The 19,607-nt window shown below is 37.2% G+C and carries 20 protein-coding genes, 1 other RNA gene and 1 riboswitch; of the genes, 6 read left to right on the top strand and 15 right to left on the bottom strand.

Going from position 1 to position 19,607, the window contains the following annotated elements; all coding sequences use genetic code 11:
• Positions 1–287: 287 nt before the first annotated feature.
• The 5 genes from recR to TJ68_RS03975 all read right to left on the bottom strand — a co-directional run bounded on the left by recR (position 288) and on the right by TJ68_RS03975 (position 4,047).
• Positions 288–884, bottom strand: a complete 597-nt coding sequence (recR, locus tag TJ68_RS03960) for a recombination mediator RecR (protein WP_040928874.1) — start codon at positions 882–884, stop codon at positions 288–290.
• Position 885: 1 nt separating this feature from the next.
• A complete protein-coding gene (locus TJ68_RS03965; protein WP_040928876.1) occupies positions 886–1,209 on the bottom strand; it encodes a YbaB/EbfC family nucleoid-associated protein in 324 nt (107 codons plus the stop codon).
• A 37-nt stretch (positions 1,210–1,246) separates the two neighbouring features.
• Positions 1,247–2,875, bottom strand: coding sequence for a DNA polymerase III subunit gamma/tau (gene dnaX, locus TJ68_RS03970; protein ID WP_040928877.1), 1,629 nt, complete (start codon positions 2,873–2,875; stop codon positions 1,247–1,249).
• 134 nt (positions 2,876–3,009) lie between these two features.
• Positions 3,010–3,275, bottom strand: an RNA gene (gene ffs / locus TJ68_RS08275) — signal recognition particle sRNA large type.
• A 40-nt stretch (positions 3,276–3,315) separates the two neighbouring features.
• Positions 3,316–4,047: a carboxypeptidase-like regulatory domain-containing protein gene (locus tag TJ68_RS03975; protein ID WP_040928878.1), complete on the bottom strand. Its 732-nt coding sequence runs from the start codon at positions 4,045–4,047 to the stop codon at positions 3,316–3,318.
• 158 nt (positions 4,048–4,205) lie between these two features.
• Here TJ68_RS03975 and TJ68_RS03980 point away from each other — a divergent pair, with 158 nt between their 5' ends.
• Positions 4,206–4,973: a 2OG-Fe dioxygenase family protein gene (locus TJ68_RS03980; protein WP_052327295.1), complete on the top strand. Its 768-nt coding sequence runs from the start codon at positions 4,206–4,208 to the stop codon at positions 4,971–4,973.
• Between the two features lie 89 nt (positions 4,974–5,062).
• Positions 5,063–6,436, top strand: a complete 1,374-nt coding sequence (locus TJ68_RS03985) for a sodium/glutamate symporter (protein ID WP_052327296.1) — start codon at positions 5,063–5,065, stop codon at positions 6,434–6,436.
• A gap of 43 nt (positions 6,437–6,479) precedes the next feature.
• On the opposite strand, the gene TJ68_RS03990 is transcribed toward TJ68_RS03985, so the two are convergent.
• The 9 genes from TJ68_RS03990 to TJ68_RS04030 form a co-directional block, all read right to left on the bottom strand.
• Positions 6,480–7,292, bottom strand: coding sequence for a MetQ/NlpA family ABC transporter substrate-binding protein (locus TJ68_RS03990; RefSeq protein ID WP_040928880.1), 813 nt, complete (start codon positions 7,290–7,292; stop codon positions 6,480–6,482).
• Positions 7,293–7,315: 23 nt separating this feature from the next.
• A complete protein-coding gene (locus TJ68_RS03995; protein WP_040928881.1) occupies positions 7,316–7,966 on the bottom strand; it encodes a methionine ABC transporter permease in 651 nt (216 codons plus the stop codon).
• Positions 7,950–8,984 (bottom strand): methionine ABC transporter ATP-binding protein, encoded by a 1,035-nt coding sequence (locus TJ68_RS04000; protein WP_040928882.1) that lies wholly within the window; start codon positions 8,982–8,984, stop codon positions 7,950–7,952. Before TJ68_RS04000 ends, TJ68_RS03995 begins: the two co-directional genes overlap by 17 nt.
• A gap of 73 nt (positions 8,985–9,057) precedes the next feature.
• A riboswitch (SAM riboswitch) is annotated at positions 9,058–9,160 on the bottom strand.
• A 73-nt stretch (positions 9,161–9,233) separates the two neighbouring features.
• Positions 9,234–9,749: a YceI family protein gene (locus TJ68_RS04005; protein ID WP_040928883.1), complete on the bottom strand. Its 516-nt coding sequence runs from the start codon at positions 9,747–9,749 to the stop codon at positions 9,234–9,236.
• Between the two features lie 24 nt (positions 9,750–9,773).
• Positions 9,774–10,373, bottom strand: coding sequence for an alpha/beta hydrolase (locus TJ68_RS04010; RefSeq protein ID WP_040928884.1), 600 nt, complete (start codon positions 10,371–10,373; stop codon positions 9,774–9,776).
• 9 nt (positions 10,374–10,382) lie between these two features.
• A complete protein-coding gene (locus tag TJ68_RS04015) occupies positions 10,383–11,339 on the bottom strand; it encodes a ring-cleaving dioxygenase (RefSeq protein ID WP_040928885.1) in 957 nt (318 codons plus the stop codon).
• Between the two features lie 57 nt (positions 11,340–11,396).
• On the bottom strand, positions 11,397–11,828 hold the full coding sequence (locus TJ68_RS04020; RefSeq protein ID WP_040928886.1) for a MarR family winged helix-turn-helix transcriptional regulator: 432 nt from the start codon (positions 11,826–11,828) through the stop codon (positions 11,397–11,399).
• Between the two features lie 72 nt (positions 11,829–11,900).
• The gene (locus TJ68_RS04025) at positions 11,901–12,461 is read right to left on the bottom strand and encodes a DUF1307 domain-containing protein (RefSeq protein ID WP_040928887.1); all 561 of its coding nucleotides are present in this window, start codon (positions 12,459–12,461) and stop codon (positions 11,901–11,903) included.
• Between the two features lie 67 nt (positions 12,462–12,528).
• On the bottom strand, positions 12,529–13,932 hold the full coding sequence (locus tag TJ68_RS04030) for a YfcC family protein (protein ID WP_040928888.1): 1,404 nt from the start codon (positions 13,930–13,932) through the stop codon (positions 12,529–12,531).
• Positions 13,933–14,137: 205 nt separating this feature from the next.
• Between TJ68_RS04030 and TJ68_RS04035 the strand changes: the two genes are divergently transcribed.
• Positions 14,138–14,626 (top strand): hypothetical protein, encoded by a 489-nt coding sequence (locus tag TJ68_RS04035; RefSeq protein WP_040928889.1) that lies wholly within the window; start codon positions 14,138–14,140, stop codon positions 14,624–14,626.
• A 16-nt stretch (positions 14,627–14,642) separates the two neighbouring features.
• Here the strand turns inward: TJ68_RS04035 and TJ68_RS04040 are convergent, their stop codons facing one another.
• Positions 14,643–15,107 (bottom strand): hypothetical protein, encoded by a 465-nt coding sequence (locus tag TJ68_RS04040; protein WP_040928890.1) that lies wholly within the window; start codon positions 15,105–15,107, stop codon positions 14,643–14,645.
• 294 nt (positions 15,108–15,401) lie between these two features.
• Here TJ68_RS04040 and TJ68_RS04045 point away from each other — a divergent pair, with 294 nt between their 5' ends.
• The 3 genes from TJ68_RS04045 (at position 15,402) to TJ68_RS04055 (ending at position 19,569) form a co-directional block, all read left to right on the top strand.
• Positions 15,402–16,877 (top strand): SLC13 family permease, encoded by a 1,476-nt coding sequence (locus TJ68_RS04045; RefSeq protein ID WP_371440533.1) that lies wholly within the window; start codon positions 15,402–15,404, stop codon positions 16,875–16,877.
• A gap of 136 nt (positions 16,878–17,013) precedes the next feature.
• Complete coding sequence (locus tag TJ68_RS04050) at positions 17,014–17,955, top strand: ornithine cyclodeaminase family protein (protein ID WP_040928892.1); 942 nt, start codon at positions 17,014–17,016, stop codon at positions 17,953–17,955.
• A gap of 117 nt (positions 17,956–18,072) precedes the next feature.
• Complete coding sequence (locus tag TJ68_RS04055; RefSeq protein ID WP_040928894.1) at positions 18,073–19,569, top strand: peptide MFS transporter; 1,497 nt, start codon at positions 18,073–18,075, stop codon at positions 19,567–19,569.
• Positions 19,570–19,607: the final 38 nt, after the last annotated feature.

Consider the following 19,607-nt stretch of genomic DNA (forward strand, 5'->3'; position numbering starts at 1 on the left):
AGTTACTTTTAATAGCAACTTCTTTTTATCGGAATTAACGTTGACATATTGTCATTCAGTTTTCAATGTTCAATTGGTGCGCTTTTGAAAAGCGCAATATTTACTATAGCACGTTCATTTTTAAAACGCAACTATTAAATTCAAATTTAAAACTTTTTGTTTCCGTTTTGAATTTCTTTATTGTGATTGCTCACAAGATAGTACTATACATCGTCTATATTTTAAATGCAAGTGTTTTTTAAAATTAATTTAAAAAGTTGAGTAGAAATCATTCTACTCAACTTTATTTAGATTTCTGTTCTATATTCTATCGCTCTCGATAGCGTTACTTCATCGGCATACTCTAAATCTCCACCGATAGATAATCCTTGTGCAAGTCGCGTCGTTTTTATACCAATCGGTTTAACGAGACGTGTAATATACATCGCAGTAGTTTCGCCTTCAATATTTGGATTCGTCGCGAGTATTAACTCTTTAACGTTTTCGTCTTTTAATCGCTCGATTAAACCCGGAACATTAATATCCTCTGGACCAATACCATCCATCGGTGAAATCGCACCATGCAGTACGTGGTATAGTCCGTTATATTCGCGCATCTTCTCCATCGCAATGACGTCTTTTGTGTCTTGAACGACACAGATCATCGAGCGGTCACGGTTTTTGTCCCTGCATATATAGCATGGATCTTCGTCCGTAATATGACCACACACCGAACAATACTGTAGTTCTCGTTTGACGTCCATCAAACTTTTAGAGAAATCGACAACGTCTGTCTCTTTCATATTGAGAACATAAAACGCGAGACGTTGTGCTGTTTTCGGACCGATACCTGGCAACTTCATAAAACTATCAATGAGTTTTGATATTGGTTCTGGATAATACATTTTACATCAGCCCTGGGATGTTTAGCCCTTTAGTATGTTGACCAAGTTTTTCTGAAACGAGTTCGTCCGCTTTATTTAATGCGTCATTTGTCGCCGCTGTAATTAAGTCTTGTAGCATTTCGATATCTTCTGGATCAACAACTTCCTCGTTAATCACTACATCTAAGATTTCTTTATGGCCTGACACTGTTACTTTTACCATACCACCGCCAGCGCTACCTTCTATCTTTTCTTCTTTTAATTTTTGTTGCTCTTCTTCCATCTTCTTTTGCATTTTCTGCATTTGTTTCATCATGTTTTGCATGTTACCCATTCCGCCACGCATTTATAAAACCTCCAATAATATATTTACTGTATTTATTTTAATCGGACTGACCTTTTATTTCAACGATACTGCTATCAAACAGCTCTTTTGCTTTGTCAGAAGACTTTACTTCCTTCACAGTTACTTCTCTAGATTCTTTAAAATTCGCAACATATTTCTTTCGAACGTCTTCCCAAGCCTCTTTTGGTACTCCGACTACTTTTACTTTCTTTCCTATTATAGGATGAATCAGTCGTTCTAATTCTTCTGTTTTATTACTATCGTTGTTTATAAGTTCAGAATGTACCTCGTTTTTAAACCTAATAAGCACTTTCGTTTCACTCGCAGTCACAGGATCTGAGTCTTTAATAAGTGCACGAAGTGAGTTTTGTCCCTGTGCTTCAACGTGTTGTATAACATTTGCCCATTCTCTTTTAATTTTCCCTGTATCTTCATGATTCGCTTTATCGAGTACTTCTTTAATCTTTTCAAATGAATATGGTTTGTTACGTGGAATTTTTCTCTCTGGCGCCTGTCTCACTGGGGCACCATTTTGAAGTGCCGCTTCAAGTGCATTCACTTTTCTTTTTAATGCTTCAATTTCTTCATTATTAGATGAATGAGATTGATTGTTTACTCCATTATCTTTCTTCAGAACTTCGATCATTTTCACAATGACCACTTCAAGATGAACAGACACATTGACACTAAAGCGCATCATGACCATCGCATCGTTTAAAATATCAATCATTTGATAAAGCTTGGAATCATCCACTGTGTTTAATGCGTATTTGTCATCCTCATATAGAATCGTATCTCTTAAATAATAGACGAGTTCATGGACAAGCCGAATCGGGTCTTTTCCCTCATCTATAAACTGATGATATTTCATAAACGCTTCTCTCGTTTCGAGATTTAAAATGAGTTGCATAAATTCATTTAACTCATCGAATTTAATACCACCAGTAATCATTACTGCGTCATCTAATGTAACTTTATTACCACTATATGCAATCACTTGGTCGAGAATCGATAACGAATCTCGCATTCCACCTTCTGCTGAACGAGCGATATAAGCGAGCGCATCTTCTTCGTACTCGACATTTTCAGCATCAGAGACATACTTTAACCGTTCAATAATCTCTTCAGTTTCTATCGCTTTAAAATCAAAACGTTGCGTTCTAGAAATAATCGTCGCTGGAATTTTATGCGGTTCAGTCGTTGCAAGGATAAAAATCGCGTGATTCGGTGGCTCTTCGAGCGTCTTTAAAAGCGCGTTAAAAGCACCTGTCGTTAACATATGAACTTCATCTATAATATACACTTTGTATTTCGCTTCATTCGGTGCATATTTTACCTTCTCACGAATATTACGAATCTCGTCTACACCATTATTAGATGCTGCGTCGATTTCAATGACGTCGTTCGAGCTACCTTCTGTAATACTTTTACAAATCGCACAATCATTACACGGTTCTCCACCGTGATTGTTCGGACAATTCACTGCCTTAGCAAAAATCTTAGCAATCGACGTTTTACCCGTCCCACGTGGACCATTGAAAAGATACGCATGAGATTCTTTGTTACGTTCGATCGCATTTTTTAACGTTTGCGTTATATGTTTTTGACCGACTACATCGCTAAAACTTTGCGGTCTAAACGCACGATATAGTGCTTGATATCCCAAATTTCCGCACCTACTTCTTTAACAAATATTACTCTAATTATACCATACGTCGACTCAGAATTTTTACTGATTAAGAACAACAAAAAAGCAGAACTCAAGGAATTCCCTCAGTTCTGCTTTCTTATAATAAAAAACCGTGCACCACTTTGTCGAATATCAAACACAAGCGTTACTCACGCATTCGACTCAACCTCGGCTGCCCTACGGCACATAGAATGGGCCACTTAATGCTGCTTCCTTCCGGACCTGACATGGTTCATGACGTTCTATTGCATAGGACCGAAGTCTCAACATCGACGTACGTGAGGCAGACCTCACATCTGATTCCTCGAAAGTGGGATTCGGTCTTGCTAGAGCGGATTGCAAGTACAGGGCACCGCTAATTCCCCACTTAGCACGGTAAAATTAATATTAGCAAAAAATAATATCATTGACAACCGTTATCTCTTTTTACGAAGTAAAAGCGCCACTAAGCCAGCGAGCGTTAATAACACAACACCTACAACCGCAAAGATAAGTGCTTTTGAAGCCTCTTTAATTTGAGGATCATTCTTTTGAATTTCTTCCTCTACAACTTCACTCTCGTCTGCGCTGTCATCTTTAATATCGATATCAATATTTACTTTGTTTTTATTTTCAATTTCAACATCGACAGACTCATTTACCGCTTTTCCATTCACTTCTACAACTTTTACAGTATGCGTCCCTGGTTGAAGTTCTTGAGCGACATAGCGCCCATTAGGATCCGTTTCAATCACTCTGTTACCCACTTCAACTTTCGCCTGAACAGGTGTGTCGTTTAGTGTCACTCGTCCGCTAATCGAATAGCTTTCTTGATTGACAGCGACGACAACCGATTCCCTAGACGCTTCTTGTTGAACAGGTGTCTCTACTGGTGGAGTGACCTCTTGTTGTGGTTGTTGATTTTGTCCATCATTCGGATTTTGATTCCCGTCAGTTCCAGGTGTTTGAAACGAGTCTCCTGGATTATTATTTCCATCATAGTTTCCTGGATTATTTCCTGGATTATTGTTCTCATCATAATTTCCCGGGTGATTATTTTCATTGTAATCTCCCGGATTTTGATTGTTTAAGTTTCCATCATTTTCATCTGCATAGGCAGGTGTTGAAATGAGTAACCCACCTAGAAGTATCGCAATCGATTTTTTCATTGTAATTCTCCTTCAACACTTCTTTTCGTATTCGTTTATTAAAAACATTATACCATGAATAAGCGTTTGTCCGATGGTTATTTCATTTATCCTGCTCTTGATTGTCTCTTTAATGTTGAATAATATAAGTAATGAATAAACAATAAAGGATGAAATATATGAGCGAACTTAAAACAAAAGGCTATAAACGATACGATTGTATGAAAGAACTATATTATGAAGGCATTGAAAAAGACTTTGAAATTCTTCGTGACTATTTCCGTAACGACTTACCTGAAGATGACTATGCGAAAGGATTAAACCGTTATAGACGTTATTCACGTGCACTCGTATTACCAACGAGTCAACAAATCGAATGGCTACCAAACATTCAAAAAGACGGTAAAGAATATGCAGCTTACTTCCAAGGTAAATTTAACCCAGAACACCCGGGTGATTACCGTGAATTCGCAGCAATTGATGATCATATTTTAAACAATACACTGCTTCAAAAAATCATTATGGCAGATTATAATGAGACGTTTTGGAATGAAGAAGATCTTATCATGCCAATCCACGTCGGTGTACATTTTGTAAAACTTCGCGTTGAACATGAAGACGACGTCGCGGTTTCATCACCAAACTCGTTACATCAAGACGGTGAGCCTTTTACATTTGCACACCTGATTGAAAGAAGAAACGTTGAAGGTGGAACGAATGCGATCGGAATCCCGGAAGTGCGTCATAAACTTCCAGAAGAAACAACAGACGGTGAACTACACGAAGTATTTGAAATTACAGAGCCGTTAGAATCATATGGGGTCGCAGACCACATGGTCAGCCATTACGTTAGTCCAATCACGCGTGGTGAGAAGGATGAAGAGGGTCTAAGATCGGTCCTTCTTATCGATTATCAACTGACAGTTGTCGCTGAAATGGAAGAATAAATATACTTCTTTTTAATAAATATTAAGTTTTACGCATATAAAACGTTTCCATGATATAATAATTAAAAACAGATAAAGGAGATAGGTCTATGACGATTCAAGATTTTGTAATTGACTTTGCATTTGCATCTATCCTCGTCTTAATTGGACAGTTCCTCAGATCTAACTTAAAAGTATTCCAAAAGTTCTTCATACCTGCGAGTGTACTCGCTGGATTTTTAGGGCTAATATTTGGTCCAAACGGGCTTGGTTGGATACCATTTTCTGAGGCAATGGGTGGTTATGCTGGACTTTTAATCATTTTAGTATTCGTAGTCGTTGGAGTTAACGGTTTTGAATTTAAACGCGGGTCCGGTGAAGAATCACAACTTAAACGTATTCTCGGATATCAAATATTTAAAATTATCGTGTGGGCACTACAAATTTTCGTACCACTCGTATTTACAATTTTCGTTCTAAAGAAAATTTGGCCAGGGCTAAACGATGGCTTTGGAATGTTACTTCACTCTGGATTTTACGGTGGACACGGAACAGCGGCAGCTGTCGGTTCAACGTTTGCAGATTTAGGGTTTGAAGATGCACAAGATATTGCGATCACATTCGCGACGTTCGGTATTTTAACAGGTATATTCGGAGGAATTTTTTTAATCAACATCGCAGCACGTAAAGGTCAGACAGCTTATATGAAAGACTTTAAGTTCATAGATGGAGATATGAAAACTGGACTGATTTCATTCCAAAACAGACGTCCATTCGGTCAGCAAACAATCTCATCTGTTTCGTTAGATACACTAACATATCACGGTGCATTTATCATCGCATTAACAGGGATGACAATCGTACTTAACAGATGGCTTGCAGAGCATGTGCTAGCTGGAATTCCTGACTTTACGCTCGGATTCATCTTAGCGCTTATATTCTTCTTACTAATGAGAAATACACCAGTATATGATTACATCGACAAAGATGTGAATACGAGAATTTCTGGTTCCGCAACAGATTACCTCGTTGTTTTCGGTATAGCTTCAGTTAAACTAGATGTCGTTATGTCTTATGCTGGACCGATTATTTTATCACTTATCGTCGGTTGGTTACTTGTGTTCATTATCATTTGGCCACTCGGTAAGGCATATAGTAAAAATGATTGGTTCGAACGTTCAATTTTCGTATACGGTTATTTAACAGGAGTATTCGCAATCGGATTTGTATTATACAGAATTGTCGACCCAGACAACGTATCTGAAACAATAGAAGATACAGCGATGACACCAGCAACAAACATCGCCGAAATTGTCGTCTGGTCACTGTTCCCAGCACTCTTAATAAGTGGACAGTGGCTCATTGCAGCAGCGATTCCATTCGTGATTCTTATCGGATGTGTTATCGCTACAAAAGTTACAGGCACATGGGTCTTTAACGTACCAGATAGCGAACGAAACGTATTAAAAAATCAAATGAAATAACAAAAAATCCACGTCTATCATATGATAAACGTGGATTTTTCTATTACCAACCAATATCTTCAAGTGGAATGAACGTCGGAATTAACGAACCGCCATAAGTATCTAAGATTAGTTGTTTCGTATCGTCTTCTTGGAAAAGTTCAGCAATTCTATTGAGTGTTTCGTCATCTTTATCTTCAGCACGGACTGCGATAATGTTAACGTAAGGCGTCGCTGTGTCATCTTCTAAGAAGATAGAATCGTTTTGAATATCAAAACCTGCGTCACTTGCGATTCCGTTGTTGATCGCTCCAGCTGTAACATCATCTAATGTTCTTGGAATTTGAGCTGGCGCAACTTCTTTAAATATGATTTTTTTCTTGTTTTCAACAATCGCATCTTCGATTGAATCTAAACCGTTATAGTTATCGACTAATTTAATAACTCCCGCCTCTTCTAAGAGCATTAATGCACGACCTTGGTTTGAAACGTCGTTTGGTAATGCGATTGTGTCTCCATCTTTTAACTCACTTAAATCTTTGATTTTGTTAGAATAAATTCCCATCGGTGCTAGGTTCGTCGTCGCAATTGGTACTAAGTCTAAATCTCTTTCTTTAATAAACTCATCGAAGTACGCAACTGTTTGGAATGCGTTCGCATCGATATCTCCATCAGCTAACGCAGTGTTTGGTTGAACGTAGTCGTTAAATGATACGATTTCAATATCAATACCTTCTTTTTTTGCTTTTTCAGCAACAAAATCCCAAACTGTCGTATCTGTACCACTGATTCCAATTTTCACTTTTTCGTTATTACCACATGCGCTAAGAACAACAATAGATATAAGTGCTAAAAATAATACACGTAATTTATTCATTATAAAATTTCCCCTTTTAATATTTACTTTCTTCTAACTATTCTTGATAATCCATTTCCAAGTGATTGTAATCCTTGAACTAAAACAACGAGGATAACTACTGTTACTAACATCGTCATACCATCAAATCGTTGATAACCGTATGTAATGGCTAAGTCTCCAATTCCTCCACCACCAACAGTTCCAGCCATCGCTGATGCTCCGACTAAACCGATTGTAGCGATTGTGAAGTTTACAATTAATGACCCTAACGCTTCTGGGATCACGAATCTAAAAATCGTTTGTAGAGGCGTCGCACCCATCGCATCTGCCGCTTCAAGTACACCGTCATCTACTTCTAATAACGAGGATTCTACGAGTCTCGCAACATATGGCCCTGCATAGACGACCATCGGTACAATCGCAGCAGCTGTCCCAATTGAGCTTCCGACGATGAGTCTCGTAAACGGTATAATTGCAACGAGTAAGATGATAAATGGTATCGATCTTAAAATGTTAATAACGAAACTCAGTATAGTGAAAGTTATTTTTTCTTCTAAAATTCCACCATTTCTCGTGACGTATAGTAGCACCCCAAGTGGGATCCCGAGTAAAATACTAAAGACAAACGATATCGTCACCATTTGAAGTGTTTCGACGAGTGCACTTAAAATTCGATCAGTACTCACTAGCATTTCTTGTCACCTCACTATATAAGACCTCTTGTTTTGTTAAAAATGCTTTAACTTTCTCTATTTCATCCGCTTCACCGATAAATTCGACAATTAAATTACCGAACGGTGTACGCTGAAGTTCTGTAATGTTTCCAAACAACACGCTCGCTTCAACGTCATAGCGTTTTGACAGTTGACTGAGTACCGGTTGCCCTGCACTGTCAGCGATGAAATTAAGTCGGTAAATATGACGTTTTTTCTCATCACTTAATAGTCTAAGTACGAAGTCCGGAACTTCGCTATGCATGACTGTGTTTACGAATTTAACACCCGTTCTCGTGCTTGGATTTGAGAATATATCAAACACGCTGCCTGATTCTATCACTTCACCGTTTTCCATAATCGCAACTTTGTCACAGATTTCTCTCACGACGCTCATTTCGTGTGTGATGAGTAAAATCGTAATGTTATATTCTTCATTTACTCTTTTGAGTAAAGATAAAATCGATGCTGTCGTTTCAGGGTCTAACGCACTCGTCGCTTCGTCACAGAGTAAAATTTTAGGTTGTGTTGCGAGCGCTCTTGCGATTCCGATACGTTGTTTTTGACCACCTGATAACTCATCTGGGTAATTCTGTGCTTTATCCTTTAAACCGACGAAATCAAGGAGTTCGTTTACTCTTTTTTCAATTTCTTCTTTTGGTGTACCAGATAAAATTAGCGGCATTGCCACGTTTTTAAATACTGTTTTTGAATTCAGCAAGTTAAAATGTTGGAATATCATACCGATATCTTTTTTAATCTCACGAATTTCTTTACTATTCGCTTTGCTTAGATGTTTACCATCTACGATGACTTCGCCACTTGTCGGCGTCGTTAAGTGGTTGATCGTACGGAGTAACGTACTTTTCCCAGCGCCACTAAAGCCGACAATACCGTATATTTCACCTTCTTTAATATCCAGTGAAACGTTTTTTAGTGCTTCGGTTGTTACACCTTTACGATTAAATGTCTTTGAGACATTTTCAATTTGAATCACAAAATTCACCTTCCAACGCAAATTACAAAATAAAAAACCCTATTTTTATATAGATAAAAATAGGGTCGCACTATTCTTATCTACTAGCTAAACGCTACTGGAATTGGCACAACACATATAAAATGCTCGCTGCCGAGGCTTCAAAGGGCCAGTCCCTCCACCTCTCTGGATAAGATAAATTAAATTGTTGGATATAACTTTAATTCATTCAAAAACGAATGTCAACATGTTTTCTGAAAATTATACAAATCATTCTGTGATTTCGAATTCTGCACCGATTTCAAATTTTACGTCTTTACCTACCATGACGCCTCCAGCTTCTAACGCTTGGTTCCAAGTAAGTCCATATTTTTCGCGGTTGATCGTACCTCTTAAAATAACTCCCGTCACGTAAGAATCTATAAATGGATTTTTGTGTACGCCGTTATGTTCAAATTCAAAAGTTTCTTCATGAACTTCATCTTTTATTTTTAAATCACCTGTAATCGTATTGTCTGTTACCGTTTTTGAGACGAATTCTATTTCAGGGTATTTTTCTACATCGAAAAAGTCTGCTGATCTTAAATGATTGTCACGATCTGCATTTTTAGTTTCGATTGAATCTACATACGCAATTCCTTTAACTTGTAATGTGCTTAAGTCTTCAAGATTACCTGAAATTTCTCCATCAAATTCTGTGAATCTACCTTTCACTGTAGATACCATCATATGTTTTACAGAAAACTCTACTGAGCTATGTGATTTGTCTAATTTAAATGTTGTCATTTTAATTCCTTCTTCCTAATAAATTTAATGATTTAATAACCATGTTTTTGCTTTCTCAACTGCATCAGTTGTAATTTCATGTCCATTCACATGAACTGTTGTTACTTTTGCTCCACGTGAAGTAAAAATTTGTTCTACATATTCGTTATCTTCTAGTGTCACCATTGGATCGTTATCTCCGACTGATAAAAACACTTTTAGGTTCGACATATCTTTAATGTTATCAGTTAGATCTAATGGATAAAGTGGTGCGAATAATATCGAGCGCTTAATATTAACGTCCTCACGTAGTAGTAAGTGAATTGCGATATTTGCGCCATTTGAAAATCCAACCGGAATTAGATTCTTTAGATCAAACCCTTCAGATTTTGATATTTCTTGTAGAAAATCGAGCAATTCTTGCCCTCTATAATTTAAATCTTCTAAGTCATACTGACCGAAACTAAGTCGTTTAAAATATCGGTTCATGCCGTTTTCTTGAACATTACCTCTAACTGATAACACGCCATATGAATCATCTAATATGTTTGCGAGTGGCAGTAATCCTCTTTCGTCTGATCCTGTTCCATGTAGAAGCAAGAATATCGGTTTACCTTTTTGGCCCTTGTTAAATATATAGTGCATAACATTCACCTACTTCCTTGAAGTGTCAAACGGACGAACTCTCGTTTCGATATCTTCACGTCTATGTTCTAAAGCTGGCGGCAATGCTAACGATTCACCGAGTGTTTCGTATGATTCATCGGTCATAAATCCTGGTCCATCTGTTGAGATTTCAAAAAGAATATGACCAATTCTTGCGTATAACGCTTTAAAATAAAATCGATCGATTATCCCTGAGTTCGGAACACGATGTTCTTTATAGCGCTGAACCCAGTTATTCAACGACTCATCATCTTTTACGCGAAATGCCACATGGTGAATTTCTCCGTAACCTTGTTTAGAGTCTTCACTCTTTTCATCGTGGAACACGTGCAATTCAGCTCCATTACCGCCTTCACCCATCGTTAAAATAGTATACGTGTCATTCTTAGATGCAACTTCCATGTCATACACATTTTGTAACATATCAATAAACGCATCATAATAACTGACTTTAATTACCATTGGACCAAGTCCGTATATCGCGTATTCTTTTGGGACTGGACCATTTTCCCACGGAATTCCTGCGCGAACTCCGCTGTTATGCTCGTCAGATATGAGTTGATAGTATTGCTCGTCATCATCTTCAAAACGTAAAATTTTATGTCCATTAAATTCAGTGATTTCTTCATGTGTGACATTAAATGTTTCAAAACGTTTCTTGTAATATTCAATTGCTGCGTCACTTGGTACGCGAAACGACGTTCTATAGAGGGAATTTGTGCCTTTTTTACCTTTAACTTGATTTGGAAAATCAAAAAATGTCATATCCGTACCTGCATTTCCAACATCATCTGCAAAAAATGTGTGATACGTATAAATGTCATCTTGGTTGACTGTCTTTTTCACGAGTCGCATACCTAAAATTTCAGTAAAAAACTTATAATTTTCTATCGCATCTTTTGTCATTGCCGTTACGTGGTGGAGTCCTAGAAGTTTGTTTTCCATAGTTTTACCTCCTACATTATTTCGAATTCGAAATATATCATAAAAACAAACTCGATATCATTTAGATACTCGAGTTGAAACTGTTTTTAATGATTCTCTAAGCTGAGTTAACGACGCATCATCTAAATCTTGAAAGCATGATTCAATCATTTGAGCATGACTTGGAAACACCGAATCAATCAACTGATATCCCTTTTCAGTCAGACTCGCATGATACGTACGCTTATCCGATGGATCTTGTGTACGAACGACATAGTTGCGTTTTTCTAAACTATCGATCACATACGTCGTTGAACTACTCGCGATGAGAATTTTTTCTTTTATTTGTTGAATGGGTTGCGGCCCTTTGTTATATAACACTTCAAGTACCGCAAACTCATTCACAGTCAGGCCGTGACATTTTATATCTGCTTTAACGCGCTTAAAAAAATTATCTGTTGTACGTTTAAGTGCCACAAATGTTTTTAAAGCATCGCTTTGTCTCGTCATAAAATGTCACTCCTTAAAATTATTTCGAATTCGAACTAATTGTATAATGTTATATAAATCTTGTCAACAATTTTATTTTTCCTTAAGTTTAAATCCTGCTTGTTCGAGTTCCTTAATCGTTAAATCAAGGCTTATTTTTTGTATTTCACCAGTCTTGTTATCTTCTGCTGGACGTACTAATTCATTTAGCTTTTCTGGACTTACTTTTGAATACTCGACCTCGATCGTTTCTATGAAATGATTGTCTTTAAATTCTACATCGTAATTTAAACCTTCTTCACCTTCATACGCTTCAAAAGCATCGATGTCTTCAAATCTTTGCTTCGCCTCATCTTTATTAGAAACATTAATGGCTTCGTAATCTGCTTTTGTTGTCGTAACTTGGCGGATTAGTTCCTCACCTTTATGAATTAAATCAACCGTCACTAAAACACCCTGTTCTTCTTTCTCATATGTGACAGTCTCTTCTTTAGCTTCACTTTCCTCTTCCTTAGGTTCGCTGTTCTCTTCTTTATTTTCAACTGGTTCTTGTTGTTTTGCGCTTTTTACTTCCCCACTGTTATCATCATTACTACAAGCAGCAAGTGTGACTAAAACTGCTAAAGATAAAAATATAGAAAATAACTTTTTCATATCAAAACCACCTTAAATTGTTGTGTGTCATAAGTGTAAAGTTATTTTTCTCCTTAAGCAAACGATATTAATATGGTCCGTATCCTGTAACGAGCGCATATAACAGCGCGAGCGTTCCAATGACGATCCATGAAAGTAAAATTGGCCAAACGAATTTCAGCCAGTCTGTCCACTTTACGCCACCAACCGCAAGTACTGCCATGAGTACACCAGACGTTGGTGCCACGATGTTTGTAATGCCGTCTCCGAGTATAAATGCTAATACCCCTGTTTGTCTTGTAATCCCAATGACATCAGTAATTGGAACCATTAATGGCATAACGATTGCCGCTTGCCCAGTACCAGACGTTACGAGGAAGTTAAATAGTAAGTTAAACACAAATAACATCAGTCCACCGATATATGTCGGCATCGCTTGTAACGGTACGAGCGTTGCATTCACAATCGTATCGAGAATTTGACTGTTTTCTAATATAATAACGACCGCACGTGCGAGACCAACGACTAAAGCACCGTATGTAATACCACGCGCACCTTCAATAAATATTTTAACGAATTGGTTCGGCGAAATACGCGACGCAAATCCAACTGTAAAGCCCATCATTAAAAATACACCGACTAACTCATTGATTCCCCAACTTCTCGTAAATGCTCCCCAGATGAAAAACCCGAGATATCCGACGAATATGAGTAAGTTAATTCCGTGTAATACAGTAAATTTCGGAGGTTCAATATTTGTGATTCCTTCATCGTCATTAAATGGTCGATCACCTAATATAGATTTTGACGGATCATTTTTTACTTTTTTCGCGTAACGATTTGTAAATATAATGACCGATAAAATCATACCGATAAATATAAATACACGTAATGTCATACCAGAAAATAGTGGAAGTTCTGCTATTGTTTGTGCGAACACTAATACGACTGGGTCAAAAATACCTGCAACCATTCCGGCATAATATCCGAGGTAAATCATCGATACTCCAATAATCGCGTCGAGTTTTAAATTTCTAGCTAACGCAATACCAATCGGTACAAATGCGATTACCGCGTTCGCTACGAGTCCCATAGATGCTAAAATACCAAACGTTAACGCAACGAGTGTAATTAAAACCATATAACGGCCTTTTGTCTTTTGAATTAGGACGTTAATTCCAGCATCAATCGCACCGGTATATTCGATAATCTTAACAATTCCACCGACTATCAAAATTAAAAATATAATATTCGCAGTATCGATCATCCCTTTTTGTATAGAAACAAATAAATCCAATACATTCGCAGGGTTAGATTCTACATACGTATAACTTCCTGGAATGACACGTGTCACTCCGTCAACCTCTTCACGCACAAACGTCCCAGCTGGTATTAAGTAAGATAAAACAGCCGCGAGTAGTACGATACTAAATATAATGACAAACGCATCAGGCATTTCCAAACGTTTATACCACTTCTCTTTTTTCTCCATCACAATACAACCTCCTTAAAGTAGAGATACTTCAAATATAAGTAAGCGATTACAAAAAGTAAAGTGATTTTTTATGTTTCTTTTTTAGAAAATGTGTGTAAAGTATTAACGACTACATAGAAGAGGTGACTTATGCTTTACAATCAGCTATCGATGCCTACTACGCTTAGTGGTTGGATATTTATCGTATTACTTTTTGTATTCATTGTTTTTATTTCCATTTGGTTTGACAATCGTTTTAAAAAAATCTCATCGTGATACAAAAGCGTATCTACTCATAGAAGAGAGTTTAACAACTTTAGACGATAACGAGGAGATTTATAAAAACATCGACAACGTTCACAATACGTCGTCTATCGTCAAAATTACATACGAAGATAATCATCCAATATCGATCGAGAAAACTAAAATCTTTACGACTAAAGAAGGACATATTAAAACTTCAGAACTTAGTAAAAGAAAAAAACGCCTTCGAAAAGAGCTACTCGACGGCGTAAAAAGTTTTGATACTGTTGAAGGTTTTAACTCAAATTATTACAGAGACGGGGAGTACTTAGTCGGTAAATCGTATATGAAGCAAGCACTCAATAGCGATACAGAAAGTGAAACATTAATCGGTTTAACTTTCCCATTTAACAAAAGAGATATACGAAAAAAATTAACGAGAAGCGGGTATGAGAAGCATGAAAAATAACTCATTACCCGTTTTTTTATTCATTAATGACTTCAACGTCTCCTAAATTATCCATACTAAATCGACTCGCACGTGTATTAAACCAGTCTTCTAAAAACTCACGTTTAAACACTTCCTTTAACTCCGCTTCTTTACTTTCATCACCAGTAAACGATTCGTACAGCACTTTATCTGAAGCGTTATAGCGTACAGTATATACACTGTCCTCATTAAACAATTCGACGACAAATCCACCGTCAATATCTGAAAAATTATATTTCACGCGCATTTCATCGATTTCTTTAACATCTTCATACTTTGTTTCAATCGCGTCTTTTTCCTTATCAAACACGGTCGATGAAGATGCATACTTCGTTTTCGAAATCGAATATATTTCTTCGTATACATTCGCATACTTTTGATGGTTTGCGATCTTAAAACCTGCAAACACGATAAATACTACAAATAATACCGCAAGCCCTATAAATACAGGTCGTTTCATGTTATTATCTCCGTTTCACATATGATTACTTTAATTGTGCAATTTAAACGATTATTTGTCCACTCGATTTCTTTTAGAAAGTGCTATAAATCTAGTATTTTTAGGTTAACATCGATGAAAAACGTCTATATATGTAATGACGATTTAAACTATAACAATATCGTCACAGTTTGTATTTATTTTCACATAGATAGCCTTTATAATAAGAGTGAGACTATTATTTGATTTAATAGTATAGAAAGGGATGGTTTGATGAGTCGTGAAAACGATCAATCACAAAATAAAAAACGTTCTATGAACATCGTTTGGACGGTTGTAGCTTTCGTAGTGTTATTTGCTATATTACTTATTCCAACACCAGACGGTTTACCAGTCGTTGGACATATGGCGCTTGCGATTTTAGCATTTGCAGTCATTATGTGGGTGACTGAAGCAGTATCTTATCCGACATCTTCAGTGATGATCCTCGCACTAATTATATTACTCATCGGGTTTAGCCCAGCAGGTGAATTAGGAGATTACTTAACAAAAGGAGCAGCGTCAGGTAGTGACTTAGTAGGTACGAAAAACTCACTATCACTGGCGTTTAGTGGGTATTCTTCATCTGCACTTGTCCTTGTAGCAGCAGCACTATTTTTAGCTGCAGCAATGCAAGCGACAAATTTACACAAACGTTTAGCGCTCGTCGTCTTATCGCTCGTTGGTAATAAGACGTCACGTATCGTCATCGGTAGTATTATTGTTGCGATTATTTTAGCGTTCTTCGTTCCATCTGCAACAGCACGTGCTGGAGCGGTCATCCCGATTTTAATCGGTATGATTACAGCGTTTAACATTTCAAAAGATAGTAAACTCGCAGGTTTACTCGTCATCACTGCAGTACAAGCCGTATCTATTTGGAACATCGGTATTAAAACTGCAGCAGCGCAAAACTTAGTTGCAGTAAACTTTATTAGCGACACGATGGGCGTCGACATTTCATGGGGTGAATGGTTCTTATACGCAGCTCCGTGGTCGATCTTAATGTCTATAGTCCTTTACTTTGTCATGATGAAAGTCATGAAACCTGAGTACGATGAAGTACCTGGTGGTTCTGAAATGATTAAACAACAGCTCGATGACATGGGTAAAATCTCTGGACGTGAGTGGCGTTTAATCATCATCTCAGTATTACTACTTCTCGGATGGGCAACTGAAAAAGTACTCCACCCAATCGATTCTTCATCGTTAACTTTAGTAGCGATTGCGATTATGTTAATGCCTAAAATCGGAGTCATTAAATGGGAAGACGCTGTCAAATATATCCCATGGGGTACAGTAATCGTGTTCGGTGCTGGTATCTCACTCGGTAGTTTACTACTAAACACAGGTGGCGCGCAGTGGTTAAGTGATAAAACATTCGGATCACTTGGATTAGACTCAATGCCGATTCTTGCAACGATTATCATCGTATCAATCTTTAACGTACTCATCCACTTAGGATTTGCGAGTGCGACAAGTTTAGCAGCGGCGTTAATTCCGGTATTTATATCACTTACAGCGACATTAGACTTAGGTGACCAAGCGATAGGTTTCGTATTAATTCAACAATTTGTAATCAGTTTTGGATTCCTATTACCAATCAGTTCACCACAAGGAATGCTAGCATACGGTTCAGAAACATTTACTGTTAAACAATACTTTAAAACAGGTGTCCCACTAACAATTATCGGATTACTACTAATCTTCCTATTCAGTGCAACATACTGGAAATGGATTGGATTAATCTAAAATACTAAAAGCGTGTTGAACAAAACGTTCAGCACGCTTTATTAATTTAAGTCAGTGTGTTACAAATTAAACATAAGCCACAAGTTGAAGAAAGCAAGATTACTACAGAAGAAGTTTAATTTACGGAGGGTTTTAAGTGAAGACTTTTAACGATCAAGAAATCGAACAGGTCTATAAAATGGACGAAGCGATTAAAGATACGTATAACACTTTACAGACTTTAAATGATGGTCTTATTAAAATGGAACAGCGTACTGTTATTCCTGTGGATGGCGATAAAGTAATGCTTTACATGCCGTGTATTGATAATAAAGAAAAATTTTCAGCAGTGAAAATCATCTCGATCTACCCGGACAATGCTAAAGACGGTTATCCTGCGACACAAGCAGTTACTGTACTGACTGAACTCGAGCACGGTGAAAACGTCGCAGTACTCAGTGCGAGTTATTTAACACGATTACGTACTGGTGCAATGACAGGTATCGCTACAGACTTACTCGCTAAAAAAGATGCAAAAGAATTAGGTATCATTGGAACTGGCGGTATGGCGTTTGAGCAAGCACTCGGAGTACTTGAAGTGCGTGATATTAAAACGATACGCCTATTTAACCGTACGTTAAGTAAATGTGATGATTTTAAAACACGTCTTGAAGCACATGGTGTAAAAGCAGATATCGAAATATGTGAGAACGTAAACGACGTAACACGCACTTCAGATATCATCAATACCGCAACAAACTCTACTGAAGCAGTATTTGAAGACGAACATGTAAAAGACGGCGCACACATTAATGGTCTCGGATCATATATGCCAGAGATGCGTGAAATTCATACCGATTCAATTAAACGAGCACGTCACGTCATATTCGACGATGTCGACGGTGTAATCGAAGAAGCGGGAGAATTCATTCATGCTGTTAAAACTGGAGGCTTTAAGTGGGAAAAAGCAATCGGTTTAAATGATGCATTAGATCAAGAATTTGAAAGAGATGAAAAAGACATCACGATCTTCAAATCAGTCGGTGCATCGTACTACGATATGTCAGCAGCAATCGGTGCGTATAAAAAATTAGTTTAATTTTTACTTTTAAAGAGAAGCTTTATTTAAGCTTCTCGTTTTCATTTCTACTAAACATTTAAAATTGTGTTACACTAGCTAATGTTCATTTTATAACTTAATCAAAGGGGATTTTATATGACTGACAATAATTCAAGCAAGCAGTCAATTCCAGATAAAGGATTCTTTGGTCAACCGAGAGGGTTATCTACATTATTCTTTACTGAATTTTGGGAACGTTTTAGTTACTATGGTATGAAAGCGATTCTAGCCTACTACTTATACTACTCCGTAACAAAAGGCGGATTCGGACTTGAACAGTCTACTGCGTTACAAATCGTATCGATTTACGGTGCGTTAATTTACATGAGTGGTATCATCGGTGGATGGCTCGCTGATAGAGTATTTGGTATTCGCCATTCTATTTTTTATGGTGGAATACTCATCATGCTTGGTCACATCTTACTCGCACTGCCAAATAACTTTACTGTTTTAATGATCGCATTACTTCTACTCATTATCGGTACTGGATTGTTAAAACCAAATATATCTACAAATGTTGGTATGTTATACGAAAAAGACGATCCGAGGGTCGACAGTGGATTTACGTTATTTTATATGTCCATTAACTTAGGAAGTTTAATTTCACCGTTACTCGTTGGAACATTACAAGTTAAATACGGCTTCCATGCAGGGTTTGCTCTTGCAGCTGTCGGAATGTTCTTTGGGCTATTAACTTATGTAATCACAAACAAGAAAAATCTTGGCGATCTCGGCTTAAAACCATCCGACCCATTAAAAGCTGAAGAAAAGAAAAAATTCGGTATTATCGCGGCAGCCACAATCATTGCGATAGTGCTATTTGTAACAATTACTTTAATGACGAATACATTAACAATTGGTGCATTCGCGAACTTCATTACATTTTTAGGTGTCATTTTACCGACTGTTTTAATTACGAAAATGATCCTATCGAAAAAAGTATCCAAGAAGGAGCGCTCGCATTTATTTGCATACATTCCGCTCTTTTTAGCATCTGTCGTGTTCTGGATGATTCAAGAACAAGGAGCGACAGTGCTGGCAGCATTTGCGGATACTAAAACAGAATTAAGCGTCTCTAATATTACAAATGGTTTAATCGACTTTAATATACCAGCTGCTTGGTTCCAGTCATTAAACCCGTTATTCATCGTATTTTTTGCACCGATTATTTCTAGACTATGGGTGAAACTTGGAGATCGTAACCCGTCAACTGTTACAAAGTTTACAGTCGGAGTATTACTTGCCGGATCAGCGTACTTAATTATGATTGTTCCTTTAAGTACGGAAGGGTTAATACATCCATTATGGCTCGTGTTAAGTTTCTTCCTTGTTACAATTGGTGAGTTATTCGTATCACCAATCGGACTTTCAACTACAACACGACTTGCACCAGTTGCGTTCCAGTCACAAATGATGTCTGTTTGGTTCTTATCCAATGCAATGGCACAAGGTCTGAACGCACAAATGGTTAAATTATATGACCTTATTGATACGAAAGCGTACTTCATGTACTTAGGTTCATTTGCAATTATCGTTGCTGTTATATTAATTATTTTAGGACCTAAAATTCGTAAAGTAATGGGTAACTTATAAACATAAAACTGTAATTTAGTGATTCACTCACTAGATTA

It is taken from the genome of Nosocomiicoccus massiliensis (assembly GCF_000438455.1).
GTDB lineage: Bacteria > Bacillota > Bacilli > Staphylococcales > Salinicoccaceae > Nosocomiicoccus > Nosocomiicoccus massiliensis.